The following is a 24,661-nucleotide window of genomic DNA, read 5'->3' as shown; positions in this document are numbered from 1 at the left end:
TTATACGATAAATGAATTTGTTTTGGATTAAGCGGACAATGCAATATTCATCTTTCGCCCTGATGCAACGTAAAACCCTTCGGCACGCTTCGCCTGCTCGTAATTCGGACTTTCTTCAATGACTCGCTTCAACTGGCAAAACCCGTATCCCACGCCGCGCCTGCCGGTGTTCGCCCGTAATATCGTTTCGACATCGCATCCGCTCGCCGCGCAAGCGGGCCTGCGCATGCTCTGGAAGGGCGGCAATGCCGTCGATGCGGCCATCGCGGCGGCGGCGGCCATCACCGTCGTCGAGCCTGTTTCGTGCGGTCTGGGCGGCGACGCCTTCGCGCTCGTCTGGGACGGCAAGAAACTCCACGGCCTGAACGCATCGGGTGTGTCGCCGGCGGCCTGGAACGTCGATTACTTCCGGCGCAAATACGGCGAGGAAAACGGTCTTGCTCGTCAGCCCAAGCGCGGCTGGGACACGATCACCGTGCCGGGCGTCATCGCCGGTTGGGAAGCATTGCATACGAAGTTCGGCTCGCTGCCGTTCGCCGATCTCATGGAACCCGCCATCGAGATCGCCGAGCGCGGTCATGCGGTGGCGAGCATCGTCGCTTACAAATGGGCCGCCGCGGTGCCGGAGCTGAAGGATCAGCCGGGCTTTGCGGACGTCTTCATGCCGCGCGGGCGCGCGCCCGAGGTGAGCGAGCTCGTGCGCTTTCCCGGCCACGCGAAGACGCTGCGGTTGCTCGCGCAGCACGGACCGCGTGCGTATTACGAAGGCGAGAGCGCCGAGCGTATCGCGTCGTTTGCGCGCGAGGGCGGCGCCGCGCTCACGATGGACGACCTGCGCAACTATCGCGCGGAGTGGGTCGAGCCGATCAGCAAGGACTATCGCGGCCACACGGTGCATGAGATTCCGCCGAACGGGCAGGGTATCGCGGCGCTGATCGCGCTCGGCATTCTCGACAAGTTCGACGTGGGCGCGCTGAGCGTCGATCGCATCGAGTCGCAGCATCTGCAGATCGAGGCGATGAAGCTTGCATTCGCGGATGTGTATCGCTACGTCGCCGATCCGCGCTCGATGGAAGTCACGCCCAAGCAGATGCTCGACGACGCGTATCTGACCGAGCGCGCGAAGCTCATCGACCCGTCAAAGGCCACGCAATTCGACTTCGGCATGCCGAAGGCGGGCGGCACCATCTACATGTCGGTCGCGGACGAGCGCGGCATGATGGTGAGCTTCATCCAGTCGAACTACATGGGCTTCGGTTCGGGCGTGGTCGTGCCGGACACCGGCATTTCGCTGCAGAACCGCGGCTGCGGCTTCTCGATGGATCCGAAGTCCGCGAACGTCGTCGAAGGCGGCAAGCGCCCGTTCCATACGATCATTCCCGCGTTCCTGACGCAGGAAGTCGACGGCCGCCGCGAAGCGGTCATGAGCTTCGGCGTCATGGGCGGCGACATGCAGCCGCAGGGCCATCTGCAATCCATCGTGCGCATGCTGGACTACGGCCAGCAGCCGCAGGCGGCGTGCGATGCGCCGCGCTGGAAGGTCAACCGCGACTTCACGATCGACATCGAGGCCACGCTCGATCGCGAAACCGCGCGCGCGCTCGAAGGCCTCGGCCATACGATCAAGTCCGTCGACGATCCCTATATGGACTTCGGCTCCGGCCAGTACATCTGGAAGCTCGACCGCAACGATCCCGAGCGCGGCTATGTCGCCGCCAGCGACAGCCGGCGCGACGGGCTCGCCGCCGGGTTCTAAATCCGCTGCGGGGGCCGCGTCGCATGACCGGCCTCCAATCACCACGACCTGGGTTCATTCGCTGCTTTTAGACCAGCGAATGGGACCGTGCGCGCCCGCGTCGGGCGAAGAATAAGGAGACGGCATGAACGAAGACGTGTACCGGGCGCGGAATATCGAAGCGCCCGCAGAAAAAACAGCGCTTTCCCGCGCGATGATCCGGCGCATCGTGTTCTCGTCGTCGGTCGGCAATGCGCTCGAATGGTTCGACTTTCTCGTCTACGGCTACTTCGCGACGGTCATCGCGAAGGCGTTCTTTCCGTCGAACGACGAGTGGCTCTCGACCATGCTGGCGATCGGCACGTTCGGCATTTCGTTTCTGATGCGCCCGCTCGGCGCAGTCGTGCTCGGCATCTACGGCGACCGTAAAGGGCGCAAGGCCGCGCTCACGCTCGCCATTCTGCTGATGATGGTCGGCACGTTCACGATGGCCGTGATGCCGTCGTATCAGCATATCGGTCTCGCCGCGCCGCTTTTGATTCTGCTCGCGCGGCTCGTGCAAGGCTTCGCGGTCGGCGGCGAATTCGGCAGCGCGACGGCGTTCATGGTCGAGCACAGCGAAGGGCGGCGCGGCTATTACGCGAGCTGGCAGTTCGCGAGCCAGGGACTCGCCGCGATCATGGCCGCGGCGTTCGGCTCGGTGCTGAGCGCCTGGCTGCCGCAGCCGCAGCTCGAAAGCTGGGGGTGGCGCATTCCGTTCGTGTTCGGCCTGCTCGTCGGGCCGGTGGGCTACTACATCCGCTCGCATCTGGACGAAACGCCGGAGTTTCTCGCGACGCGCGCCGCACAGAAAACGAGCGCGCCCGGCGTCTCGTTCTCGAACCAGTGGCTGAATCTCTTGCTCGCGGTCGGCATCGTCGCGCAATCGACGGTCGGCGTGTATGTCTTGCAACTCTACATGCCGATGTACGCGGTCAAGCAACTGCATCTGCCGGCGACGGCTTCCTTCGCCGTCGTCGTGCTCAATGGCGGACTTCAGTTCATCTTTTCCCCAGTCATGGGCGCGCTGTCCGACCGGCTCGGGCGCATCCGCATCATGCTCGCCACGTCGGTGTTCATGGGCGTCACGATTTATCCGATGTTTGCGTGGCTGCAAGCGCATCCGACGGTCGCATCGCTCGTCGTGCTGCAAGCGGTCGCGGGCATTCTGAAAGCCGCCTACTCCGGCCCGATGCCCGCGCTCATGTCGGAAATTTTCCCGACGCGCGTGCGCTCGACCGGTCTTTCGATCGGCTACGCGCTCGGCGTGACGCTCTTCGGCGGTTTCGCGCCGACGATCGTCGAGACGTTCATTCACGTCACCGGCGACAAGCTCGCGCCGAGTTACTACGTGTTGCTGGCGGCGGCGTTGTCGGGCGTGTCGCTGGCGATCGTCGCATGGCGTATGCATGCGGCGCGGCGCGCGGCGTAGAGGCGCATCGGCACTGCCTTTCCCGTTTCCAGGCTTCTGCTTCGAGGGCGACTGACCGGCACGTTTCATGCTGCACTGCACCGTTGGCCGCTCGCACGGCTTGCAAGAATTTGGTGCAGACGGAACCGGCGCGTTCCGCATGAGTCTGTCCCCATGTCTGCAAACTCGTTGCAGGGCGGCTAAGATGGAAAAACAAGCCGCTAATACTCGAAGTCGAGGGCACCAGGAACAGCGTTCCCGGTGTCACCTGAACCTCGGCCGTCTTGTTGGCCGATGGCGCGTTCAGTCCAGCCTGGGAGCGCGATATATGCAAACACTCAGTACTCACGTGATGCCGTGGCGCATCGAAGACATCGATCTCACGCGGATCGATCTCAAGAAGGCGGCATCCAACGAGCACCTTCTTTTGTTGTTATGCGCGTGCTCGTTCATCGAGAGCGGCACCGATCTCTACACGAGCAATCTGAGCAAGTATTTCCATGACGACCCGGAAATCTCGGCGTGGCTCAACAATGAGTGGGAGCCCGAAGAGATGCAGCACGGCAGGGCGCTCAAGACTTACATCAATCACGTGTGGCCGGAGTTCGACTGGGACACGGCGTTCAAGAACTTCTTCGAAGAGTATTCGCTCACGTGCTCCTACGAGGCCTTCGAGAAGAAGCGTGCGCTCGAAATGGTGGCGCGATGCGTCGTCGAGACGGGCACCGCGACGCTTTACCGCGCGATCAACGATTGTTCCGATGAACCGGTGCTCAAGGAAATCACCGACAACATTCGCACGGACGAAGTGCGGCACTACAAGCACTTTTTTCACTTCTTCAAGAAGTGGAACAAGATCGAAGGCAATGGGCGCATTGCGGTGCTGGGCGCGCTCGTCCGGCGCGTGGCCGAGCTGAAGAGCGAGGATTCGGAGATCGCGCTGCGGCATGTCTTCGCCATTCGTTATCCTGAGCATGCGCACGATGCCGAGTACAACCGTGAGTTGTCGGCGCGCGTGAATGCGCTCGTGCGGCGTAATCTGTCGGCGGATCAGTGCATCAAGATGTTGCTCAAGCCGCTCGATTTGCCCGCGCGCATCCAGCCCGGCGTGCATTATCCGCTTGCCAAGATGACGCAGCTTTTCTTCCGCTAACCCTCACCCAACGATGCCGGCCCGACGCCGGCATCCTCTCATGACCGACTCCAAAACGACGCCTTCGCTCGCTTCGCACGCCATTTTCGATGAATGGCCGCCCGAGTTGCGCGCGCTCTTCGACGGCACGTTCGCAAGCGCCGATGCCGGTTTCACCGCATCGCTATGCGCCGCCGATCAGGGTCATCGCGTGCGCACCGCATTGTTGAGCGCCGGCGAGCTGCTCGCGCCCGACGCGCGCACGCTCGCATTTGCGCTGTGGCCGACTTCGCGGACCGCGCAGGCCGTCGCCACGACGGGCCGTGCGACGCTGACTTTCGTTTTCGACGAGGCGTTCTATCAGGTGCATCTCGACGTGCGCCGCGTGCCGCTCGACGACGTGCCGCTCGCGTGCTTCGTCGGCACGATCGAGAGCGGTGAAGTGCAGCGGGTGGGATATGCGCGACTCACGAATGGAATCGCGTTCGAACTGACCGATGCGCAATCGGCGCTCACGCGTTGGCGCGAGCAACTCGACTGGCTGAAGCGGGCGGCGAGCGCCGCCGCCTGAAACAACTCCGGTGCGGCGCACCGGAGCATGTCCAACTTGATTAACGGCTGCGATCGCCCGAACGCAGGCCGTCGCGCCGTCCGCCGCTGAGCAGCGCGCCCGGATTGGCCGCCGGCTTGCGCGGATTCGCGGCATGGCCCGCTTGCTGCGATTCCGCGCGTCGCGGCGTCGGGTTTGCGTTGGCGTTCGGCTTGTTCGGGCTGCGCGCTTCGCGGTCGCGCGAAGGCGGAGCGCCGGGCTTGCCGCTGTTCGCGCTCTTGCCCGCATTGCCGCCATTCGCAGGCCGCGCGCCGCGCGCTTCGCCGTTCGGCCGGCCGCCGTCGCGACGCGGCTCGCCGCTGCGACGCGATTCGCCGCCCGAACGCGCTTCGCCATTCGCACGTCCTTCGCCGTTGCGCGGACCCTGACGCCCTTGGCCTTGACCCTGACCGCGTCCCTGGCTGCGGCGCTGGATCGGCTCCGGCTTCGCGCTCGGATCGGGCTCGAATCCGGCAACGACTTCTTGCGGAATCGGCCGCGTGATCAGGCGCTCGATATCCCGCAGCAATTGATGCTCGTCCACGCACACGAGCGACACCGCTTCGCCTTCCGCGCCCGCGCGCCCCGTGCGGCCGATGCGATGCACATAGTCTTCCGGCACGTTCGGCAGATCGAAGTTGACGACGTGCGGCAGTTGATCGATGTCGATGCCGCGCGCGGCGATGTCCGTCGCGACCAGCACCTGCAGCGTCTCGGCCTTGAATTCGGCGAGCGCGCGCGTGCGGGCCGACTGGCTCTTGTTACCGTGAATGGCGAGGGCGCTGATGCCGTCCTTCGTCAATTGCTCGGCGAGACGATTCGCGCCGTGCTTCGTGCGCGTGAAAACCAGCACCTGGAACCAGTTGTTTCCGCGGATGAGATGCGTGAGCAGTTCGCGCTTGCGGTCGCGATCGACCGGATGGATCTTCTGCTCGACCGTCTCGGCGGTCGTATTGCGGCGCGCCACTTCGATCAGCGCGGGCGAATCGAGCAGGCTGTCGGCGAGCGCCTTGATTTCATCGGAGAACGTGGCCGAGAACAGCAGGTTCTGGCGCTTGGCCGGCAGCTTCGCGAGCACGCGCTTGATGTCGTGGATGAAGCCCATGTCGAGCATGCGATCGGCTTCGTCGAGCACGAGAATTTCGAGCTGCGAAACGTCGATCGTCTTTTGCTGCATGTGATCGAGCAGACGTCCCGGCGTCGCGACGACGATATCGACGCCGCGGCGCAGCGCATCGATCTGCGGATTGATGCCGACGCCGCCGAACATCACCGTCGACTTGAGTTTCAGATACTTGCCATACGCGCGCACGCTTTCTTCGACCTGCGCGGCGAGTTCGCGCGTCGGCGTGAGGATCAGCGCGCGCACCGGACGTTTCGCGCCGCTCGCGGCCGGGGCCGAGACAGGCCCAAGCTGCGACAGGCGTTGCAGGATCGGCAGCGTGAAGCCGGCGGTCTTGCCGGTGCCGGTCTGCGCGCCCGCGAGCAGGTCGCCGCCTTTCAGAACGGCGGGAATCGCCTGAAGCTGGATCGGAGTGGGAGTGGAATAGCCGAGTTCGTTGACGGCGCGAAGCAAAGGTTCGGACAAGCCGAGCGAATCAAAAGACATAAATTGAACGTTCTATTCGTTATATCGAACGTCGCGCATGCGAATCGAGGCTGCGGCGAATCGGGTTCGGCCGGCAGAGCGCATGTGCGACGCTCGGAAATGAATCGGGCGGCGGGCCTTTAGCGGCGATCACTGATCGCCCGGCGCTGCCGCGAAGTTCGACGTGCTATCAAGACACGTCATCTGGCGCTAAGTTGCATCGAAGACACTTCGACGCTGCGGCGCTCGCTCAGTCCGGCGCTCACGCGACATAGCGCGCGACGCTCACGAACTGGCACAGGCTGCCTGCGAGCACGAACAGATGCCAGATTCCATGTCCGTGCCGGATGCGCTCGTCGTTGATGAAAAAGTAAATGCCAGCGCTGTATATCACGCCGCCCGCTACCAGCCATGCGGTTCCCGCGGCCGGCAGCGTGGTCACGAGCGGATGAACGGCCACGAGCGCGAGCCATCCCATCAGCACGTAAAGCACCATCGACACGCTGCGGGTTCGGCGCCCGAGCGTGAGTTCCTGCGTGATGCCGAGCGCCGCGAGCCCCCAGCTTACGCCGAAGAGCGACCAGCCCCACGGGCCACGCAAGGTCACCAGTGTATACGGCGTGTAGCTGCCGGCTATCAACAAGTAGATGGCCGAGTGATCGCACTTTTGCAGTATCGCTTTCAGGCGCGGCGTGCGCGCCCAGTGATACAGCGTGGAGATGATGTAGAGGACGCAGAGCATCGCGCCGTACACCGCGAAGCTCACGACCTTGTAGGCGTCGCCGTCGAGCGCGCCCATCGTGACGAGCGCGGCGAGCCCGGCCACGGACAGCACTGCGCCGACCAGATGGCTGATGCTGTTGAAACGCTCACCGACATGCATATCGAATCCACCAAAAGACAAGGGGCGCGGCCCCAACTACGAAGGCTGCGCCCCAGACGCGTATTGTACGCTGTCCCGGTGAATGACTTACGAAACCATCAATCGAGCGGCGCCGAACGCAGATTGCTCACCTGCTGCGGCGACACCGGCGTGCCGTGGTTGCCCCACGACATACGGATGTACGTCACGACCGCGGCGACTTCCGTATCCGACAGCGCCTGCGCGAAAGGCGGCATGCCGTGCGGCATCGGGTTGCCTTCCGTGCTCGGCGGATAGCCGCCGTTCAGCGTCATGCGGATCGGGTTGACGGCCGACTGCATCTGGATCGACTGGTTGTTGGCGAGCGGCGGGTAAGCCGGCGGCTTGCCGAGACCGTTCTCCGCGTGACACTTCGCGCAGTTCTCGGTGTACACCTTCTTGCCCAGCGTAAGCAGTTCGCCGCCGAACTTGTCGGAGGTTTCGAGCTGCATGACTTCCGGCGCTTCCTTCTTCTGCGGGATCGACTTGAGGTACGTCGAAATCGCGTTGATGTCCGCGTCGGTCATGTATTGCAGGCTGTTGTGAACCACTTCGGCCATCGGACCGAACACCGCGCCGCGCTGCGACACGCCGGTCTTCAGCAGATCGTTGATGTCCTTCAGGTCCCAGTCGCCGAGGCCCGCTTCCTTGTTCGACGTGAGCGACGGCGCATACCAGTTCTGCAGCGGGATCAGGCCGCCGGCGAACGCCGCCGAGCTGACCGGGCCGCCCATCGCGTTGATCGACGTATGGCACATGCCGCAGTGGCCGAGGCCTTCGACCAGATACGCGCCGCGGTTCCACTCGACCGACTTGGTCGGGTCCGGCTTGTATTCGCCTTCCGAGAAGAACAGCGTGCGCCAGCCGATCAGCAGGTTGCGGTTGTTGAACGGGAAGCGCAGTTCATGCGGACGGCTCGGCTCCGACACCGGCGCCACCGAGCGCAGGTACGCGTAGATCGCGTCCGAATCGGCGCGCGTGACCTTCGTGTAGCTCGTGAACGGGAAGCCCGGATAGAGCAGGGAGCCGTCTTTCGAGCGGCCCGTGTGCATCGCGCGATAGAAGTCGTCGGAGGTCCACTTGCCGATGCCGTATTGATCGTCCGGCGTGATGTTCGGCGTGAACATCGTGCCGAACGGCGTGGCCATCGGCAGGCCGCCCGCGAACTGCTTGCCGCCACGGACCGTGTGGCACGCGATACAGTCGCCGGCGCGCGCGAGATACTCACCTTGCTTGATGAGCGCGGCCTTGTCGGCAGGCGTCGCGGCGATGGCGCCGCCCGAATGCAGATTGTCGCCGCCCGACCAGAGGACGGCGCCGGCTGCGAGGGCTGCCACCACGACAGCCGAGGAAAGTGCGAACAGGGACTTGCGTTTCATTATGTTGTCGCTCCAGACGCCTTATTGCGGTTCGCTGCCGCACTTGAGCGGCATCTTCAACGAGCCAGCGGGCGCGGGCACCGGGTTGGCGGGTGCTTGTTGCGTGGACAGCCAGGCGGCGACGGCGGTCACGTCGTCATCCGTCAGGCGCGAGGCGATCTGCTGCATGCAATCGGGCGCCTTGGCGTGACGCGTGCCCGACTTCCATGCGCCGACTTGCGCGCTGATGTAGTCCGAATGCAGGCCGACGAGACCCGGGATGGCCGGCTGCATGCCGGTCAGGCCCTTGCCGTGGCAGGCCGCGCACGCGGGAATATTTTTCGCCGTATCGCCGTTCAGTACGAGTTGCTGGCCGCGCGCGAGCGTCGTGGCCGACACGTTCGACTTGGCAGGCGGCGGATACGGAGGACGCTGGTTCGAGAAGTACGTCGCGATCTGATGAAGGTAATCGTCCGAGAGATACGTGACGAGGTAGTTCATCGGCGGATACTTGCGCCGGCCTTCGCGGAAATTCTGGAGCTGGTTGTACAGATAGTCGGCGGGCTTGCCGGCAAGACGCGGGAAGTAGTCGTTGTCCGTGCCTTCACCGTGAACGCCGTGGCACGCCGTGCAGCCTTGCACGCGCGCGGCCATGCTGTCGGTCGCCGGCTGATTGGCGGTCTGGGCTTGCGCTTGTGCGCCGAAAACGCCAGCGCTGCCGATCAGTGCCAATGCGAGCAGCGGACGAAAAATGCGTCTTGAAAACACGCGACACTCCATGAAATTCGGGGACCTGCCGAGCTTCGTGCGGCTCGGTGCGAAGGTGGCGAACCACGGCCACGCAGGGGGCGGTGGGTGGCGGACCACGGCCACAGCGGCTCGAAGAGCCTCTGATGCGACGCGGCATTCTATCATCGATGCATGATGGTGACTATTTGACACAATCTCGCTCTAAGTCCTGCTGCAGCGCATTCGCGACAATTTGCCGCGCGGCTATTGACCCTCCGCGACGAACTTCTCCAGCGCGGCCGGTTCATTGCCTTTCGACAAATCTTCGACCGTTATTCGACGGATGACCCACGCCAGTCCGATGTGCTTCATGCAGTTTCGGAAGCGCCCGGCAAAAATTCAAGGCGTTTCGTTCGCGTTCGATGCTGTGCCGCATCGTGCGCGCCCGTTCACTTTCCACGAGATCGATTCTTCGATGACCTTTGTTTCAGTACCGCGCGATCACGCCGCGCCGCCTTCAGCATGATGAACGACGATCCGCTCTGGTTCGCGCAGACCGCGTTCGCGGCGCTCGGCGATCTGTCGTTCGCGTGCGCGCTCGGCGCGCTCATCCTCAAGACATGGCTGTCCGGCGAACAGGCGTTCGCGCCCGTCTCACCCGCGCGAGGCGGCTGGCGCAGCGCCGCACGGGGCGGCGCGGTTGCCGCGCTCGTGCTTGCGTTGTGCTGCTTGGTCTCCCTGTGGCTCGAATCGGCGGCGATGAGCGGCGCGCCGGTTACAGAAGCGGGCGCGTCCCTGTGGCTCGTCGCCACCGGCACGCATGCGGGCGTCGGCTGGTCGGTGGCGCTGGCGGGCGCGCTGCTCCTGTCGCTCGCGGCGGCAAGCGGCGGACCGCTATCGGTTTCGCGCAACGGATTGGCGATGCTCGCGGCGCTGATCGTCGCGGCGGGCAAGTCGGCGATCGGTCATGCCGCCGACGCCGGCGCGTTTTCCTTCGCGGAAGGCGTCCAGACGCTGCATCTGCTCGCGACCGCGGTGTGGGGCGGCATCGTCATCGCGGGTGCGTTCGTGCTGCCGGCGCTCGACACGTCGATGGCGCGCGCGTGTCTGATCCGCATCGTCGCGCGCATGTCGCGGATGGCGGCGATCGCGGTCGCGTTCGTGATCGTGACGGGCGTGTTCAATGGATGGCGCGGCATCGGCGGCTCGCCCGCGGTGCTGGGCGCGAGCACATGGGGTCACGCGCTGATCGTGAAAATCGCGCTGGTCGCGATGGCGCTCGCGTTCGGCGCGCTGAACCGATGGTCGGCGCTCCCGCGCCTGCAACGCTCGGCATCGACGATGGACGCGCACACGGTCATCAACGTGATGCGCCTCGAAGCGGTGATGATGGCGAGCGTGTTCGTTGCGGCCGCGGTGCTGTCGCACAGCATTCCGGGCTCGGCGCTCGCGGGATGAACGCGGCGCGCGTTATTCGTAGCCGAGCTTGTGACTGACGATCGGCGCGCAAAAGAGCGCGACCGCGCAGCCGATCACCTTGCCTTGCAGTTCGACGAAGGCCGTATGCGAATCGGCGACGAACATCACTTCGAGAAGTTGCGGCAGGCAGAAAACCGCCGCCGCGCCGATGAACCAGCGCGTCACGGCCGCAATGCGCCAGCCGTGCTGCGCGCCGATGCCCGCCGCCACCACGCGCGCGACGCCCAGCGCGACGAGCGAGCCGACCGCCAGTTGGGCCCGGACGTATTCATCGGGAAGGACGTGCCACATGATCGTTCTCGCTTTTCTAATTGACCGGTTTCGAGCCTATGCGCAAGAAGCTCGCCAGTATGTACGAGAAAACGCAGATCGTGAAGCGCGGCGCCCGCGCGCTCAGAACGTGTGCTCGGGTCCGGGAAACGAACCGTCTTTCACCGCGCGCACGTAGGCATCGACGGCTGCGAAAATGCTCGGCTGACCCTGCATGAAATCCTTGACGAAGCGCGGGCGCTTGCCGTGGAAAATGCCGAGCATGTCGTGCAGCACGAGCACCTGCCCCGAGCAGTCGATGCCCGCGCCGATGCCGATGGTCGGAATCGCGAGGGCTTCGGTGACTTCGCGCGCGAGCAGTGTCGGCACGGCTTCGATCACGATCAACTGCGCGCCCGCTTCCTGCAGCGCCATGGCGTCGCGCTTCATCTGTTGCGCCGCCGCTTCGGACTTGCCCTGCACCTTGAAGCCGCCGAACGCGTGCACCGATTGCGGCGTGAGCCCGACGTGCCCGCACACCGGAATCGAGCGCTCGACGAGAAAGCGCACGGTTTCAGCGAGCCATTCGCCGCCTTCGATCTTCACCATCTGCGCGCCGGCGCGCATCAACTGCACGGCGTTCGCATAGGCCTCTTCTTTCGAGCCGATCGTGCCGAAGGGCATGTCCGCGACGATCAGCGCGCTGCGGTTGCCGCGCGCCACCGACGCCGTGTGATACGCGATGTCGGCGAGCGTGACGGGCAGCGTCGTGTGATGCCCTTGCAGCACGTTGCCGAGCGAGTCGCCGATCAGCATGACATCGACGCCCGCGCGTTCGAGCAGCGCCGCGAAGCTCGCGTCGTAGCACGTGAGCATCGCGATGCGCTCGCCGGTCTCGCGCATGGCCTGGAGCTTGGGGACGGTGATCGTCGAGCGATTCGTTTCCTGCAGATACGTCATGATGGTTTCGCTAGAGAGAGCAGATCGGCCAGCGCGTTCAGGCCGGTCAGGCCGACACGCCTTTGACAAAGAATTCCTTGCGCCCGCGCATGGACCCGATGCGCTCCAGGAGGAGCGCGAGATCTTCATCCGATGCGAGCGGATTCAGATGCTCGGCGTTGACCGTGAGCACCGGCGTCGCGTCGTAGTGATAGAAGAACTCGTTATAAGCATCGCAGAGCGCGCGCAGATAGGAATCGGAGATTTGCAGTTCCATCGGCAGCGCGCGTTTCTGGATGCGTGCGAACAGCACTTCCGGGCTCGCCTGCAGATAGATGACGAGATCGGGCGCGGGGCCGCTCGAACGAATGTGCGAGGCCATGTCCCTGTAAAGCTGGAACTCGTCGTCGGGCAGCGTGAGGCGCGCGAACAACTCGCTTTTCTGCGTGAGGAAGTCGGTCATGAGCGTGGAGCCGCTCGTGACGATATCGGCGGCTTCCCGCGTCTGCGCCGCGCGCTGCAAGGCGAAGCTTAGTTGTGTGGCGAGCGCATGACGCGTGGTGTCGCGATAGAAGCGCTCGAGAAACGGATTGTCCTGCGGGCGCTCGAACAGCGTGCGCATCGACCAGCGTTCGGCGAGCAAGGTCGCGAGCGTGGTCTTGCCGACGCCGATCGGCCCTTCGATTGCAATGTAGCGATGCGGCGGCCGCAGTTGCGGCGCGGTGACGGTCAGTGGCGGAACACTCATCGGCAGTCTGTCTTGTTGGAAGGGGCGGTGTCGGCGTTCGCGTCGCGCGCTGGCGCGCCGGCCATGCACTGGCACGTCGCCACTTTCTCGATGCGCTGATCGGCGACGCCGGCGATGAAGGCATCGGCGCGGCCGCGTTGAGGAAGAATGAGCTCCGGTTCGAGCTCGACGAGCGGCACGAGCACGAAGGCGCGTTCGGTCATGCGCGGATGCGGCACGACGAGATCCGCTTCGTCGATGCTCGATGCGCCGTACAGCAGAATATCGAGGTCGAGCGTGCGCGGCGCATTGCGATAGGGCCGCTCGCGGCCGAACTGCTCCTCGATGTGATGACACAGACGCAGAAGCGACCGCGCCGGCAGACTCGTTTCGAGTTTGACGACGCAATTGAAATAATCGTCGCCCGAAGCGTCGATCGGCGCGGTGCGATACAGGCTCGATTTCGCGAGCACGGTGATCGTGTGCTGCTGGGCGAGACACACGACTGCGTCTTTCAGGGTCTGGCGCGCATCGCCGAGATTCGCTCCCAGGCCCAGATAAGCAATCGTCATGGCAGAAGTCCTACGCGTAGGTTGCAGCGAAAAACGGGAAAGCCACAGCGCTTTCTCGCTACTGTAACCAAATCCGGCCTTACTCGTTGTCGGCGTCTTCGCGCTGAGTCGCCGCACCGGGACTTGCTTCGCCTTCGCTTCCCTGTGCGGGCTGCTCCGCCGACTCGCCCGAGCGGCGCTTCGCGTTGCTGCGACGCCGCCGCTTCTTCGGGCCGCTCTTCTCCTTGCCGCCTTGCGACAACAGCGCTTCGCGTTCGGCGTGATCGCCGCTGATGAAGTCGCTCCACCATTGGCCGACTTCGGCGTCGAGCTCGCCCGATTCGCAACGCAGTAGCAGGAAATCATACCCCGCTCTGAATCTTTGGTGTTCCAGCAGCTTCAGCGCGCTGCGGCCGCGTTTTTCCAGCCGATGCTGAAGACCCCAGATCTCGCGCATGTCCGACGAGTAGCGCTTGTGGATGGCGAGCTTCTCGGTCTGCATGTCGAGCACGTCGTCCATCGCGCGATGCAACGCGGGCACCGGATACTCGCCGTTCGCGGTGAATTGCTGCCAGCGCGTCTGCACGTCGTGCCACAGCAGCGTGGCGAAGAGAAAGCCCGGCGAAACCGGCTTGCCCGCGCGCACGCGCTCGTCGGTGCTGGTGAGCGCGAGCGTGACGAACTTCTCGCCGTGCGGCTGTTCGAGCACGACATCGAGCAGCGGCAGCACGCCGTGATGCAGGCCTTCCTGACGCAGCCGCGTGAGACACGCGAGCGCGTGACCCGAGAGCAGCAGCTTCAGCATCTCGTCGAAGAGACGCGCGGCCGGCACGTTGTTCATCAGGTCCGCGAGATCCTTGATAGGCGCGCGCGTGGCTTCGTCGATCTCGAAGCCGAGCTTCGCCGCGAAGCGCACGACGCGCAGCATGCGCACCGGGTCTTCGCGATAACGCGTGGCCGGGTCGCCGATCATGCGCAACAGCCGCGCGCGGATATCGGCCATGCCGTCGTGATAATCCAGCACGGTTTGCGTGGCCGGATCGTAGTACATCGCGTTGATGGTGAAATCGCGCCGCGTGGCGTCTTCGTGCTGCTCGCCCCAGACGTTGTCGCGCAGCACGCGGCCGCTTGCGTCGACGGCATGCGTGCGGCCATCGAGTTCGCCGCGCTTCAGCCGCCGCGGCGGTTCGGCGGACGGCTCCGGCGGCACATCCATGAGTGCGCGGAACGTCGATGTCTCGATGATCTCCTGCCCGAACTGCACATGGACGATCTGAAAGCGCCGCCCGATGATGCGCGCGCGGCGAAAGAGCTTTTGCACCTGATCGGGCGTGCCGTCGGTGGCGACGTCGAAGTCCTTGGGCGCGACGCCGAGCAGCAGGTCGCGCACCGCGCCGCCGACGATGAACGCGCGGTGTCCCGCGTGCTGCAGGCCTTCGGTGACGCGCACGGCGTTCTTCGAGATCAGCGACGGATCGATGCCGTGGATCTCCGAGGACAGGATCACCGGCACGTTCGGATCGCGCTTCACGTGCGGGGCGGCTTTCTTGCGCGTGCTCTTGCGAGCGGGTTTTGCTTCTTGCGAAGCGTTCGGCATGTCGTTGGCTGCGCCTGCGTTGCCTTCGTCGGCGGAGGCGCTTTCTTGCCCGAACAGCTTGCGGATGAGTTTTTTAATCACGTGTGTCGAACAGGTTCAGGATGCGCCAGCCTTGGGCTTGCGCGTGCGCGCGCAGGGTGTCGTCGGGATTGGTCGCGACAGGGTCGGTGACGCGCGCAAGCAGCGGGATGTCGTTGTGCGAGTCGCTGTAGAAATAGCTGTGCTTGAAGTCGCCGAGTGTCTTGCCGATCGATGCGAGCCATTGCTCGACCCGCACGATCTTGCCTTCGCGATAGCTCGGCGTGCCCGTGGGCCGGCCGGTGAGCGCGCCCGCCGGATGGTTGTCGACCGTTTCCACTTCGCACGCGATCAGCGTTTCGATGCCGAACGCCTCGGCGATCGGCGCGGTGATGAACGCGTTGGTCGCGGTGACGAGGCAGCAGAGATCGCCGTTGTCCTGATGCTCGCGCACCAGCGTCACGGCGGCCGGCACGATGCGCGGATTGATCACTTCGCGCATGAACTGGGCGTGCCAGTCGGTCAGTTGCTCGCGCGAATATTTCGCGAGGGGCGCGAGCATGGCATGCAGATACGCGTTGATATCGAGCACGCCCGCCTTGTAATCGGCGTAGAAGGCGTCGTTCTGACGGGCGAAAGATTCCGCTTCGACGATGCCGAGCTTCACCATGAAGCGGCCCCATTCGTGGTCGCTGTCGGTGGGGATGAGCGTGTGGTCGAGATCAAACAGGGCGAGGTTCATGGGTGCGCATTTTACTTGAAGCGGGTCGGATCGTTGTCCGGCGCGGCGGACGCGCCATCCGCGCCCGAATTCCGGGCCGGCGCGTCGTCGGTTGCGACCGGTGCGAGCGGGGCGGCGCGGCCGGTTTGCTGGAGCATCGCGCGCAGAAGAGGGCGCGTCACCGCGCGCTTTTGTTCGAGCGAGAAGCGGTCGAGTTCGTCGAGCAGCGCCATCAGGCTCGGCATGTCGCGGCGAAAGTGCGTGAGCAGATAGCCCGGCACGTCGTCCGCCAGCACGATGCCGCGCTCGCGCGCCGCGTGCTTGAGCACCGACGCCTTCGCCTCGTCCGACAGCGGCTGGAGATGGAACACGAGGCCCCAGCCGAGCCGCGTGCGCAGGTCTTCGCGCACGGTGAGCGCGAGCGGCGCGTCGTTGCCGGTGGCGACGAGCGCGCTGGTGGGCTGCGCGCGCACTTCGTTGAAGAGATTGAAGAGCGCGATCTGCTGCGCGGGCGAAAGGCGGTCGCAGTCGTCGATGGCATAGAGCGTCACGCGCGGATCGAAGCCGAACGCGTTGAGCGCGCTTTGCGGGCTCAGATAGCGCGCGTGGCCGTTCGCTTCGTGCGTGAGCGCCTGCAGCAAGTGGCTGCGGCCGCTGCCCGGCTCGCCCCACACGTAGAACGTGCGGTCCGCGACGGGGCCGGCCGCGAGCGCGCCTTCGAGCTCGCGCAGCCGCGCGATCAGCTCGTGGTTGCCGGCGGCGAAGAAATTGTCGAACGTGGCGGGCGGCGGCGTGCCCAGATCGAGCGTCAGTTGGCGTTGCACGGGAGATCGGTGTCGTCGGGCCTTGCGTCGGGCATATCTTGAAAACCGGCGGATGAGCCGTGCGCGAGACGCGCAAAGCCGCATCGGACCGTTTCGCGGGCATTTCGCGGCTGCGCTCGGGTTTTCGGGCTGAATCTCGAAAACAGCGTTGCCGGCGCGTGCGCCGCGTGCGGGAAATCCGGTCGTCGGGTCATCATCGGGTAAAATCGCATTTTACCGACCTTCTCGCACTCCCCCCATGAATCAACCGAAATCCGCCTCCGGCACCCAGGGTCTGTCGTATCGCGACGCGGGTGTGGACATCGACGCGGGCGACGCGCTCGTCGATCGCATCAAGCCGTTTGCCAAAAAGACGCTGCGCGAAGGCGTGCTGGGCGGCATCGGCGGATTCGGCGCGCTTTTCGAAGTGCCGAAGAAGTACAAGGAGCCGGTGCTCGTGTCGGGCACGGACGGCGTCGGCACCAAGCTGCGCCTCGCCTTCACGCTGAACCGCCACGACACGGTCGGCCAGGATCTCGTCGCGATGAGCGTCAACGATATTCTGGTGCAGGGCGCCGAGCCGCTCTTTTTCCTCGATTACTTCGCGTGCGGCAAGCTGGATGTCGATACCGCCGCGGACGTCGTGAAGGGCATCGCGCAGGGCTGCGAATACGCGGGCTGCGCGCTGATCGGCGGCGAGACGGCGGAAATGCCGGGCATGTATCCGGACGGCGAATACGACCTCGCCGGTTTCGCGGTCGGCGCGGTGGAAAAAAGCAAGATCATCGATGGCAGCACGATCAAGCCGGGCGACGTCGTGCTGGGTCTCGCGTCGAGCGGCATTCATTCGAACGGTTATTCGCTGGTGCGCAAGATCATCGAGCGCGCGAATCCCGATCTGAACGCCGATTTTGACGGCCGCTCGCTCGCCGACGCGCTGATGGCGCCCACGCGCATCTACGTCAAGCCGCTGCTTGCCGCGATGCAGAGCGTCACGGTGAAGGGCATGGCGCATATCACGGGCGGCGGTCTCGTCGAGAACATTCCGCGCGTGCTGCGCGAAGGGCTGACGGCTGAGCTGGATCATCGCGCGTGGCCGCTGCCGCCGCTTTTCGCGTGGCTGCAGAAGCACGGCGGCGTTGCGGATGCGGAGATGCATCGCGTGTTCAATTGCGGCATCGGCATGGCGGTGATCGTCGCGGCCGAAGATGCCGATGCGGCTACCGGTTTGCTGTCGGGTGCTGGCGAGCAGGTCTGGAAGATCGGCGTCGTGCGCGAAAGCAAGGAAGGGGAGGCGCAGACGGTGGTGGTTTGAGTCGCTTGCCGTTCGGTTGCAGCCAAAACCCTCGCCCGGTGCGAGGGTTTTTTGTTTCTAGCCCGGATGTTGCAATAGTAGCTGCTCGAGATCAGGCAAAGCGGTTTTCACCGTTTCCCATACGATTTCGAGGTTCGTATCGAAGTAACCGTGTGTCATTCGATTGCGCATGCCGCGCAGTTTCTTCCAAGGCACGCCCGGCGTGGCCGCTGCGAATTCGGGAAACTCTGCTTCGATCTGAACCGCCGCCTCGCCGATCACGATTAGATTCAGAATGACGGCTTGCTGGATCATGCGGGTTTCGAGGAATTCGGATTTGTCGATTCCATCGAGGTACCCGCGCGCGGTTCTCGATGCGTCCCGCATGTGTTCCAGATAGTCCCCGAGACGCAATTGTCGCTGCTTTGCGTTCATACGATGCGCGCCTCGTCGAGCACTTCGCCGCGAAATGCCGCGGGCAGATCCTGCGGCGTCACGACGTCGACCGATACGCCGAGCAGATCTTCGAGTTCGACCTGAATCGCGCCGAGATCGAGCAATGTCGCTCCGGGCAGCGGGTCCACGAGAATATCGAGATCGCTGTCGTCGTCGTCGTCGCCATGCAACACGGAACCGAAGACGCGCGCGTTGGCCGCGCGATTGGCGGCGACAATGCGAAGGATGTCGTCGCGATGGGCGTATAGGGCCGCGGAAGGTCTGCTCATATCGAATCCGAATGGCGCGGTAGGGGCCCGTTAATCATAGCGCGTGTGAGCGTTCAGGGCCTACCCGCAAAGCGGCGTTGGCCTCAGCGCCCTAAAATCCGCTCCACCGCCTCCACCACCCGCTCCGTCGCATCCCCCGCACAACAATCCACGACGACTCTTTCAGGCATCGCCCTCAACCACGTCAACTGCCGCTTGCACAACTGCCGCGTCGCGAAGATGCCTTTGTCGCGCATTTCATTGTAGCCGCATGCGCCGTCGAGATACTCCCACGCTTGCCGATAACCGACGCAGCGCATCGATGGCATCGAGAGATCCAGATCGCCGCGCGCACGCAACGCACGCACTTCGTCGATGAAACCGTGCGCGAGCATCGCATCGAAACGCGCCTCGATGCGCTTGTGCAGCACCGCGCGATCCGACGGCTCCAGCGCCACCGGCACGAAGCGGTACGGCGCTTCCCGATCCTGAATGCGCGGCGCGGCGAGCAGCGCGGACATCGGCTTGCCGGACAGCATGAACACTTCCAGCGCGCGCTGGATACGCTGCGAGTCGTTCGGCGCGAGGCGCGCGGCGGTCTGCGGATCGACTTCGGCCAGGCGCGCATGCAACGCGGGCCAGCCGTCGCGGGCGGCGTCGGCATCGAGCGCGGCGCGCACCTCAGCATCGGCGGAGGGAAGATCGTTGAGTCCTTGCGTCAGCGCCTTGTAGTACAGCATCGTGCCGCCGACCAGCAACGGCACGTTGCCGCGCGCGACGATCTCGCCCGCGAGCCGCAGCGCGTCCGCGCGAAACTGCGCGGCGGAATAGGCATCGGCGGGATCGATGATGTCGATCAGATGATGCGGCGCGGCCGCGCGCTCCTCCGCGCTCGGCTTGGCCGTGCCGATATCCATCTCGCGATAGACGAGCGCCGAATCCACGCTGACGATCTCGACAGGATGCCGCGCCGCGAACGCCAGCGCGGCGGCGGTTTTTCCAGACGCCGTCGGGCCAAGCAGACACGCTACCGGCAAGGCGCTCATTGGCCGCGCATGAAAAGCCGGTCGAGATCGGCGAGGGTGAGCTGATACCACGTCGGCCGGCCGTGATTGCACTGGTCCGCGCGCTCGGTCGCTTCCATCTGACGCAAAAGCGCGTTCATTTCGTCGAGCGTGAGCCGCCGGTTCGCCCGCACCGCGTTGTGGCAGGCGAGCGTGCCGAGCAGCTCGTGCTGGCGTTCGGTCAGCACGCGCGAGCCGCCGTAAGCATGCAGGTCCGCGAGCACGGCGCGCGCAAGCGCTTGCAGATCGGCGTCTTTCAAAAGCGCGGGCACGGCGCGGATCGCGATCGAGGTCGGCGAGAGCACGGCGAGATCGAAGCCGAGCGCGTCGAGCGTCTCGCGCTCTTCCTCGACGATGCCGATTTCGACCGGCTCGGCCGTCATCGAGACGGGAATCAGCAGCGGCTGCACGGCGATCGCGCGATCGGCGAGCGCGTGCTTGAACTGCTCGTAGAGAATGCGCTCGTGCGCGGCGTGCATGTCGACGATCACGAGCCCGCGCGCGTTCTGCGCCAGCACATAGATGCCGTGAATCTGGCCGACGGCGAAACCGAGCGGCTGTTCGTCGTGGCTATCGAGCGGCGAGTTGTAAGCCGGCGTGTCCTCCGACGCCCACGCCACCGCCGGCGACGGCTCGTCGCGCGTGGTCGTGGCATCGGGCGTGCCGGCGCCGGCATCCTTGCGGCCGAAGAGCGCATCGTAGAGCGCGAGCGGCTGCGCGACCGGCAGCGTGCCTTGCGTCATGCGCGACTGACGCATCCAGTTCGTGCCGTTCTCGCTTTTCAACGAGAGCGTCTCAGGCGTGCCGGAAAAAGGCTTCGCGCTGAACGACGATTCGCCCGTGGGCGTGAGTTGCGCTGCGTGCCCGCCCGAGGTCGTTTCCGGCGATGCGCCCGCATGCCGCGCGAGCGCACGCTGCACGGCGTGAAACACGTACTGGTGAATCGAGCGCGAATCGCGAAAGCGCACTTCGATCTTCGACGGATGCACGTTCACATCGACCGATTCGGGCGGCAGGTCGAGAAACAGCACGTACGCCGGGTAGCGGTTGCCGTGCAGCACGTCTTCGTATGCGGCGCGCACGGCGTGCGTGAGCAGCTTGTCGCGCACGAAACGGCCGTTCACGAAGAAATACTGCTGGTCGGCGCGGCCGCGGCTCGCGGTCGGCAAACCCGCGCAGCCATAGACGGCGAGCGGACCCGCGCGCTCGTCGAGCGGCAGATGCGCGGTCTCGAACACCTCGCCGAGAATCTTCGCGACGCGCGCCTGCGGATCGCTCGCGTTCCAGTGCTCGACGGCGCGGCCGTTGTGCATCACCGAAATCGCGACGTCGGGCCGCGCGAGCGCCGTGCGGCGGATCACATCGAGGCAATGGCCGAGTTCGGTTTGCTCGCTCTTCAGGAACTTGCGGCGCGCGGGCGTGTTGAAGTACAACTCGCGCACTTCCATCGTGGTGCCGACGGTGCCCGCGGCGGGCGAGATCACGCCGGTCTGCGCGTCGATGCGCGTCGCGTGCGGGCAGCTTTCGGTGCGGCTCGTGATGAACAATTCGGCGACGGACGCGATCGATGCGATCGCCTCGCCGCGAAACCCGAGCGTGGCGACGGCTTCGAGTTCGGCGAGCGAGCGGATCTTGCTCGTCGCGTGGCGCATGAGCGCGAGGGGAAGTTCGTTCGGCGGCATGCCATAGCCGTCGTCGGCGACCACGATGCGCTTCACGCCGCCTTCGTCGAGCGTGATGCGCAGCGTGCGCGCGCCCGCGTCGAGCGCGTTTTCCAGCAGCTCCTTGACGACCGACGCCGGCCGCTCCACGACCTCGCCCGCGGCGATCTGGCTGATGAGCTGGTCGGGCAGCGGGGCGATGGCGCGCGAACGGCGCGCGTCGCCGGCTGTCAAAGCGGCTGCCGGGCCGTCGATGGCGGCGCTGGCGGTGGGTTCGTTGAGATCGGCCATGACGAAATTATAGCGTTCGCGACCGGGCGCCTTCTTCGCGCACCGCATCTGTCCACGGCCGCCAACTGAACGCAGGTTGGCGCTTCGACACGGTTTTTTAACCGGCGCGCCGCGTCACTTCGGTATCATGGCGCGACTCCCCTGTTCATTGCCGACGCGCAATTTTTTGCCGCGCCGGTGCAATTTTTTCGAGGAAAGCTTTTTTGGACACGCTGCTGCAATTCCTGGGACTCATCCTTCACATCGACAAGTCGCTCGGTGTCTTCATCCAGAATTACGGCGCCTGGGTCTACGCGGTCTTGTTCCTGATCGTGTTCTGCGAAACCGGGCTCGTCGTGTTTCCGTTTCTGCCGGGCGATTCGCTGCTGTTCATCGGCGGGGCGTTCGCCGCATCGCACGAGATGGATCTGTTCGCGCTGATCGCGCTGCTGCTCGTCGCGGCGATCGTCGGCAATACGGTGAATTACTGGATCGGGCGCGCCATCGGGCCGAAGGTCTTCGACACGAACATTCCCGTGCTCGAACGCTTTCTCGACCGGGCGGCGCTGCAAAAGACGCACAACTTCTACGAGAAACACGGCGGCAAGACCATCGTGATAGCGCGTTTCGTGCCGGTGGTGCGGACCTTCGCGCCGTTCGTCGCGGGGGTGTCGTCGATGAGTCACGCGCGCTTTCAGCTCTTCAATATTCTGGGCGCGCTCATCTGGGTGCTGCTGCTCGTGTTGCTCGGCTATTTCTTCGGCAACATTCCGTTCATCAAGCAGTATCTGAATGTGATCGTGCTGGTGGGGATCGGTGCGGCGATCGTGCCGATTGCGATCGGCGCGCTGTGGAAAATGAGCCGCCGCAACTCGAAGGCCTGAGTCCGGATGCATTCCCCCGCGAGGCCGCCGGACGGCCGCCTCGCGAGCGCTGTGCAGCGGCGTTATCCGCGGCGGAACAGGCGGATGACGAAAATCAGCACCACCGCGCCGATCACAGCGGTGATCAGCGTGCCGAGGATGCCGCCGCCGAACGAGACGCCGAGCATGCCGAAGAGCCATCCACCGATGACGCCGCCCACGATGCCGACGAGGATATCGACGATCACGCCGAAACCGCTGCCGTTCATGATGAGGCCGGCGAGCCAGCCGGCTACGCCGCCGATGATCAGACTGAGGATGATGCCGTGTTGCAGGATTTGCATGCGTTGAGACTCCAGTGAGATTGAGAATTGCGGGTTGCAGGCGGACCTGCAACCGGGCGCGGAAAATGTAGCGGAAAGGGCGGCCTGCTGACTGTCAAAGATTGTCGGCGCAGTGGTGCGCGATTTGCCCCGGTGGCTCGCGCCACGAGGTCCCGCGATTTACGTCAAAAATTTAGAATGCCAAACGGTTACGTCGGCGGTTTTCAAAGTGAATCGTTTAGATCACAGCGACGAAATTGTTTCTGTAATGTTTTATGCTGGCGGGGTTTGTGTTTCTTCAGAGTTTGGAATTCGTTCGGAGCATCGCTCTGAGCATGTGTGCATAACGAGGGCGCCGCGTGCGAGCGCGGCCGGACTAGTCAGAAGAGTCAAGACGAAGAGCATGGAAAAGCTGGTTGTGGTGCATAAAAGCGCTTTCGGAGCGAAGCCGTGGGCGGCGATCGCGGGCATGGCGCTCGTGGCGGGATTCGCCGGATGTTCATCGACGCCGCGCACGCCCGCGCCGATCGTCGAGAATTCGGCGTTGAGCGCGCCGCCGGTCGTGCAGACCACGTCGCAGAGCGTGACGCCCGCGCCGGTCGTGCCGCTTGGTCCGGCCACGTCCGCGGCCGTCGAGCCGGGCTTCTACCGCGTGAAGCCGGGCGACACGCTCTACGCCATTTCGCGCAACTTCAAGCAGAAGCCCGCCGATCTGGCGACGTGGAACAATCTGCCAGAAAGCAGGCAGGTCAATGTCGGGCAGGTGTTGCGCGTGACGCCGCCGGGTGCATCCGCGACTGCAAGCAACGCCGCCGCGGCATCCACGGGCGCGAAGATCGCGCAGCCGCCGCTTTTGCCCACGCCGGAGAAATCCGTGGCGCAGAAAGCCGCGGCGGAAAAGCCGGCCGCGAGCGAAGAGCATCAGCCCGCCGTCACCGCCTCCGCTGCGAAGGGCACGTTCGTCTGGCCCGTGCGCGGCGAAGTCGTGCGCAAGTTCGGCGCGAGCGGCAACAAGGGCATCGATATCGAGGGCAAGGTCGGACAGCCCGTGAAGGCGGCGGCCGCTGGCAAGGTCGTCTATGCGGGTAGCGGCTTGCGTTCTTACGGGCGCATGATCATCGTCAAGCACAGCAACGACTATCTGACCGCATATGCGTATAACGATAAGCTGCTCGTGAAGGAAGGCGATTCCGTCAAGCAGGGCGCGACGATCGCGGATATGGGCACGGCACCCAGCGGTACGCCGGCCCTGCATTTTGAAGTCAGAAAGTCCGGCGCCGCGGTCGATCCGATGCCGCTGCTCGGCGCGGGCGGCTAATCCGGCGCACGCGGAAGGAGTTACCCATGAAGAAGACCGTGATTGCCGCGCTGGCCGCGGCAGTGTCGATGTCGCTGTTGCTGTCCGGCTGCGATCAGCAGCAAAGCGAGGAAGGCTTGAACAAGTTGAAAGCGCTTTTCAACGCCGTGAAGCCGGACAATTTGCTGCTCAAGAATCTGCAGCCGGGCGTGACGACCGAAGCGCAGATCCGCGAGCAGATGGGCGAGCCCGAAACCGAACGTAACTACACGGACGGCAGCAAGCGGCTGGAATATCCGCGTGGACCGGCGGGCACGAACACCTATATGGTCGATCTCGACGCGAGCGGCCGTTTCGTTTCCGTGACGCAGGTGCTGACCGCCGCGAACATCGCCAAGGTGCGGCCCGGCATGACGATGGACGAAGTCCGCAGGCTGCTCGGCAAGCCGACCGAGGTCGCGGAATACCGGCTCAAGAAAGAGCGCGTCTGGAGCTGGCATTGGCTCGAAGACGGCGTCAATCAGGACGCCATGTTCAACGCGCATTTCGATCCTGACGGCATCGTCGTGACGACATCGCGTTCCGAGTCCATCCGCGGCGCCCAGCGCTGATTCCACGC

25 protein-coding genes are annotated in these 24,661 nt (G+C 64.6%); 9 read left to right on the top strand and 16 right to left on the bottom strand.

The window, feature by feature from the left end:
• Nucleotides 1-118 precede the first annotated feature (118 nt).
• From AWB70_RS00420 to AWB70_RS00405, 4 genes are all read left to right on the top strand, one after another.
• Nucleotides 119-1,756, top strand: a complete 1,638-nt coding sequence (locus tag AWB70_RS00420; protein ID WP_053567470.1) for a gamma-glutamyltransferase family protein — start codon at nucleotides 119-121, stop codon at nucleotides 1,754-1,756.
• A 124-nt stretch (nucleotides 1,757-1,880) separates the two neighbouring features.
• Nucleotides 1,881-3,206, top strand: a complete 1,326-nt coding sequence (locus AWB70_RS00415; protein ID WP_053567471.1) for an MFS transporter — start codon at nucleotides 1,881-1,883, stop codon at nucleotides 3,204-3,206.
• Between the two features lie 307 nt (nucleotides 3,207-3,513).
• The gene (locus AWB70_RS00410) at nucleotides 3,514-4,338 is read left to right on the top strand and encodes a ferritin-like domain-containing protein (protein WP_014190490.1); all 825 of its coding nucleotides are present in this window, start codon (nucleotides 3,514-3,516) and stop codon (nucleotides 4,336-4,338) included.
• Between the two features lie 40 nt (nucleotides 4,339-4,378).
• On the top strand, nucleotides 4,379-4,888 hold the full coding sequence (locus AWB70_RS00405) for a PNPOx family protein (RefSeq protein ID WP_053567472.1): 510 nt from the start codon (nucleotides 4,379-4,381) through the stop codon (nucleotides 4,886-4,888).
• 40 nt (nucleotides 4,889-4,928) lie between these two features.
• Here the strand turns inward: AWB70_RS00405 and AWB70_RS00400 are convergent, their stop codons facing one another.
• The 4 genes from AWB70_RS00400 to AWB70_RS00385 form a co-directional block, all read right to left on the bottom strand.
• Nucleotides 4,929-6,515, bottom strand: coding sequence for a DEAD/DEAH box helicase (locus AWB70_RS00400; protein ID WP_053567473.1), 1,587 nt, complete (start codon nucleotides 6,513-6,515; stop codon nucleotides 4,929-4,931).
• A 241-nt stretch (nucleotides 6,516-6,756) separates the two neighbouring features.
• Nucleotides 6,757-7,377 (bottom strand): PAQR family membrane homeostasis protein TrhA, encoded by a 621-nt coding sequence (gene trhA / locus AWB70_RS00395; RefSeq protein ID WP_053567474.1) that lies wholly within the window; start codon nucleotides 7,375-7,377, stop codon nucleotides 6,757-6,759.
• 98 nt (nucleotides 7,378-7,475) lie between these two features.
• The gene (locus AWB70_RS00390; protein WP_014190494.1) at nucleotides 7,476-8,774 is read right to left on the bottom strand and encodes a c-type cytochrome; all 1,299 of its coding nucleotides are present in this window, start codon (nucleotides 8,772-8,774) and stop codon (nucleotides 7,476-7,478) included.
• A 21-nt stretch (nucleotides 8,775-8,795) separates the two neighbouring features.
• Nucleotides 8,796-9,533, bottom strand: coding sequence for a c-type cytochrome (locus tag AWB70_RS00385; RefSeq protein ID WP_041730139.1), 738 nt, complete (start codon nucleotides 9,531-9,533; stop codon nucleotides 8,796-8,798).
• A 474-nt stretch (nucleotides 9,534-10,007) separates the two neighbouring features.
• Here AWB70_RS00385 and AWB70_RS00380 point away from each other — a divergent pair, with 474 nt between their 5' ends.
• Nucleotides 10,008-10,940: a CopD family protein gene (locus AWB70_RS00380; RefSeq protein WP_053567608.1), complete on the top strand. Its 933-nt coding sequence runs from the start codon at nucleotides 10,008-10,010 to the stop codon at nucleotides 10,938-10,940.
• Between the two features lie 12 nt (nucleotides 10,941-10,952).
• Here AWB70_RS00380 and AWB70_RS00375 read toward each other — a convergent pair whose 3' ends face one another.
• From AWB70_RS00375 to hda, 7 genes are all read right to left on the bottom strand, one after another.
• Nucleotides 10,953-11,252 (bottom strand): hypothetical protein, encoded by a 300-nt coding sequence (locus tag AWB70_RS00375; protein WP_014190497.1) that lies wholly within the window; start codon nucleotides 11,250-11,252, stop codon nucleotides 10,953-10,955.
• Between the two features lie 102 nt (nucleotides 11,253-11,354).
• A complete protein-coding gene (panB, locus tag AWB70_RS00370; RefSeq protein ID WP_053567475.1) occupies nucleotides 11,355-12,170 on the bottom strand; it encodes a 3-methyl-2-oxobutanoate hydroxymethyltransferase in 816 nt (271 codons plus the stop codon).
• Between the two features lie 46 nt (nucleotides 12,171-12,216).
• Nucleotides 12,217-12,897 carry a deoxynucleoside kinase gene (locus AWB70_RS00365; RefSeq protein WP_053567476.1) on the bottom strand — a complete coding sequence of 227 codons (681 nt, stop codon included), beginning with the start codon at nucleotides 12,895-12,897 and terminating at the stop codon, nucleotides 12,217-12,219.
• The gene (gene folK, locus AWB70_RS00360; protein ID WP_014190500.1) at nucleotides 12,894-13,448 is read right to left on the bottom strand and encodes a 2-amino-4-hydroxy-6-hydroxymethyldihydropteridine diphosphokinase; all 555 of its coding nucleotides are present in this window, start codon (nucleotides 13,446-13,448) and stop codon (nucleotides 12,894-12,896) included. Before folK ends, AWB70_RS00365 begins: the two co-directional genes overlap by 4 nt.
• A gap of 79 nt (nucleotides 13,449-13,527) precedes the next feature.
• Entirely contained in the window at nucleotides 13,528-15,105 is a 1,578-nt protein-coding gene (pcnB, locus tag AWB70_RS00355; protein ID WP_053567477.1) for a polynucleotide adenylyltransferase PcnB, read from the bottom strand.
• Nucleotides 15,098-15,784, bottom strand: a complete 687-nt coding sequence (locus tag AWB70_RS00350) for a histidinol-phosphatase (protein ID WP_053567478.1) — start codon at nucleotides 15,782-15,784, stop codon at nucleotides 15,098-15,100. Before AWB70_RS00350 ends, pcnB begins: the two co-directional genes overlap by 8 nt.
• Before the next feature lie 11 nt (nucleotides 15,785-15,795).
• Complete coding sequence (hda, locus tag AWB70_RS00345) at nucleotides 15,796-16,587, bottom strand: DnaA regulatory inactivator Hda (protein ID WP_014190503.1); 792 nt, start codon at nucleotides 16,585-16,587, stop codon at nucleotides 15,796-15,798.
• Nucleotides 16,588-16,825: 238 nt separating this feature from the next.
• Between hda and purM the strand changes: the two genes are divergently transcribed.
• Complete coding sequence (purM, locus tag AWB70_RS00340) at nucleotides 16,826-17,881, top strand: phosphoribosylformylglycinamidine cyclo-ligase (RefSeq protein WP_014190504.1); 1,056 nt, start codon at nucleotides 16,826-16,828, stop codon at nucleotides 17,879-17,881.
• A gap of 57 nt (nucleotides 17,882-17,938) precedes the next feature.
• Here purM and AWB70_RS00335 read toward each other — a convergent pair whose 3' ends face one another.
• The 4 genes from AWB70_RS00335 to mutL all read right to left on the bottom strand — a co-directional run bounded on the left by AWB70_RS00335 (nucleotide 17,939) and on the right by mutL (nucleotide 21,580).
• Nucleotides 17,939-18,295, bottom strand: a complete 357-nt coding sequence (locus tag AWB70_RS00335) for a HepT-like ribonuclease domain-containing protein (protein ID WP_053567479.1) — start codon at nucleotides 18,293-18,295, stop codon at nucleotides 17,939-17,941.
• Nucleotides 18,292-18,585 carry a nucleotidyltransferase domain-containing protein gene (locus AWB70_RS00330; protein WP_053567480.1) on the bottom strand — a complete coding sequence of 98 codons (294 nt, stop codon included), beginning with the start codon at nucleotides 18,583-18,585 and terminating at the stop codon, nucleotides 18,292-18,294. Before AWB70_RS00330 ends, AWB70_RS00335 begins: the two co-directional genes overlap by 4 nt.
• An 83-nt stretch (nucleotides 18,586-18,668) precedes the next feature.
• A complete protein-coding gene (miaA, locus tag AWB70_RS00325; protein ID WP_053567481.1) occupies nucleotides 18,669-19,610 on the bottom strand; it encodes a tRNA (adenosine(37)-N6)-dimethylallyltransferase MiaA in 942 nt (313 codons plus the stop codon).
• Nucleotides 19,607-21,580, bottom strand: coding sequence for a DNA mismatch repair endonuclease MutL (gene mutL, locus AWB70_RS00320; protein WP_053567609.1), 1,974 nt, complete (start codon nucleotides 21,578-21,580; stop codon nucleotides 19,607-19,609). The genes miaA and mutL overlap by 4 nt, the downstream gene beginning before the upstream one ends.
• A gap of 203 nt (nucleotides 21,581-21,783) precedes the next feature.
• Between mutL and AWB70_RS00315 the strand changes: the two genes are divergently transcribed.
• Nucleotides 21,784-22,443, top strand: coding sequence for a DedA family protein (locus AWB70_RS00315; RefSeq protein ID WP_014190509.1), 660 nt, complete (start codon nucleotides 21,784-21,786; stop codon nucleotides 22,441-22,443).
• A 62-nt stretch (nucleotides 22,444-22,505) separates the two neighbouring features.
• On the opposite strand, the gene AWB70_RS00310 is transcribed toward AWB70_RS00315, so the two are convergent.
• Nucleotides 22,506-22,757: a GlsB/YeaQ/YmgE family stress response membrane protein gene (locus AWB70_RS00310; RefSeq protein ID WP_045451842.1), complete on the bottom strand. Its 252-nt coding sequence runs from the start codon at nucleotides 22,755-22,757 to the stop codon at nucleotides 22,506-22,508.
• 391 nt (nucleotides 22,758-23,148) lie between these two features.
• Between AWB70_RS00310 and AWB70_RS00305 the strand changes: the two genes are divergently transcribed.
• Both AWB70_RS00305 and bamE read left to right on the top strand, forming a co-directional pair.
• On the top strand, nucleotides 23,149-24,063 hold the full coding sequence (locus AWB70_RS00305; RefSeq protein WP_053567482.1) for a peptidoglycan DD-metalloendopeptidase family protein: 915 nt from the start codon (nucleotides 23,149-23,151) through the stop codon (nucleotides 24,061-24,063).
• A 26-nt stretch (nucleotides 24,064-24,089) separates the two neighbouring features.
• Nucleotides 24,090-24,653, top strand: coding sequence for an outer membrane protein assembly factor BamE domain-containing protein (gene bamE, locus AWB70_RS00300; RefSeq protein WP_053567483.1), 564 nt, complete (start codon nucleotides 24,090-24,092; stop codon nucleotides 24,651-24,653).
• The last annotated feature ends 8 nt before the right edge of the window (nucleotides 24,654-24,661 follow it).

The organism is Caballeronia cordobensis (assembly GCF_001544575.2).
GTDB classification, from domain to species: Bacteria; Pseudomonadota; Gammaproteobacteria; order Burkholderiales; family Burkholderiaceae; genus Caballeronia; species Caballeronia cordobensis.
Note: the sequence above shows the minus strand (reverse complement) of the source record. Positions and strands in the feature narration are given on the sequence as shown.

Coding starts and splice junctions, on each gene's coding strand:
- mutL (WP_053567609.1), bottom strand. CDS start 21,580: ATGGCCGATCTCAACGAACCCACCGCCAGCGCCGCCATCGACGGCCCG.
- purM (WP_014190504.1), top strand. CDS start 16,826: ATGAATCAACCGAAATCCGCCTCCGGCACCCAGGGTCTGTCGTATCGC.
- panB (WP_053567475.1), bottom strand. CDS start 12,170: ATGACGTATCTGCAGGAAACGAATCGCTCGACGATCACCGTCCCCAAG.
- AWB70_RS00420 (WP_053567470.1), top strand. CDS start 119: ATGACTCGCTTCAACTGGCAAAACCCGTATCCCACGCCGCGCCTGCCG.
- folK (WP_014190500.1), bottom strand. CDS start 13,448: ATGACGATTGCTTATCTGGGCCTGGGAGCGAATCTCGGCGATGCGCGC.
- AWB70_RS00410 (WP_014190490.1), top strand. CDS start 3,514: ATGCAAACACTCAGTACTCACGTGATGCCGTGGCGCATCGAAGACATC.
- AWB70_RS00305 (WP_053567482.1), top strand. CDS start 23,149: ATGGAAAAGCTGGTTGTGGTGCATAAAAGCGCTTTCGGAGCGAAGCCG.
- AWB70_RS00390 (WP_014190494.1), bottom strand. CDS start 8,774: ATGAAACGCAAGTCCCTGTTCGCACTTTCCTCGGCTGTCGTGGTGGCA.
- trhA (WP_053567474.1), bottom strand. CDS start 7,377: ATGCATGTCGGTGAGCGTTTCAACAGCATCAGCCATCTGGTCGGCGCA.
- AWB70_RS00385 (WP_041730139.1), bottom strand. CDS start 9,533: ATGGAGTGTCGCGTGTTTTCAAGACGCATTTTTCGTCCGCTGCTCGCA.
- AWB70_RS00350 (WP_053567478.1), bottom strand. CDS start 15,784: ATGAACCTCGCCCTGTTTGATCTCGACCACACGCTCATCCCCACCGAC.
- bamE (WP_053567483.1), top strand. CDS start 24,090: ATGAAGAAGACCGTGATTGCCGCGCTGGCCGCGGCAGTGTCGATGTCG.
- AWB70_RS00400 (WP_053567473.1), bottom strand. CDS start 6,515: ATGTCTTTTGATTCGCTCGGCTTGTCCGAACCTTTGCTTCGCGCCGTC.
- AWB70_RS00335 (WP_053567479.1), bottom strand. CDS start 18,295: ATGAACGCAAAGCAGCGACAATTGCGTCTCGGGGACTATCTGGAACAC.
- AWB70_RS00380 (WP_053567608.1), top strand. CDS start 10,008: ATGAACGACGATCCGCTCTGGTTCGCGCAGACCGCGTTCGCGGCGCTC.
- AWB70_RS00415 (WP_053567471.1), top strand. CDS start 1,881: ATGAACGAAGACGTGTACCGGGCGCGGAATATCGAAGCGCCCGCAGAA.
- miaA (WP_053567481.1), bottom strand. CDS start 19,610: ATGAGCGCCTTGCCGGTAGCGTGTCTGCTTGGCCCGACGGCGTCTGGA.
- AWB70_RS00330 (WP_053567480.1), bottom strand. CDS start 18,585: ATGAGCAGACCTTCCGCGGCCCTATACGCCCATCGCGACGACATCCTT.
- AWB70_RS00405 (WP_053567472.1), top strand. CDS start 4,379: ATGACCGACTCCAAAACGACGCCTTCGCTCGCTTCGCACGCCATTTTC.
- AWB70_RS00365 (WP_053567476.1), bottom strand. CDS start 12,897: ATGAGTGTTCCGCCACTGACCGTCACCGCGCCGCAACTGCGGCCGCCG.
- AWB70_RS00375 (WP_014190497.1), bottom strand. CDS start 11,252: ATGTGGCACGTCCTTCCCGATGAATACGTCCGGGCCCAACTGGCGGTC.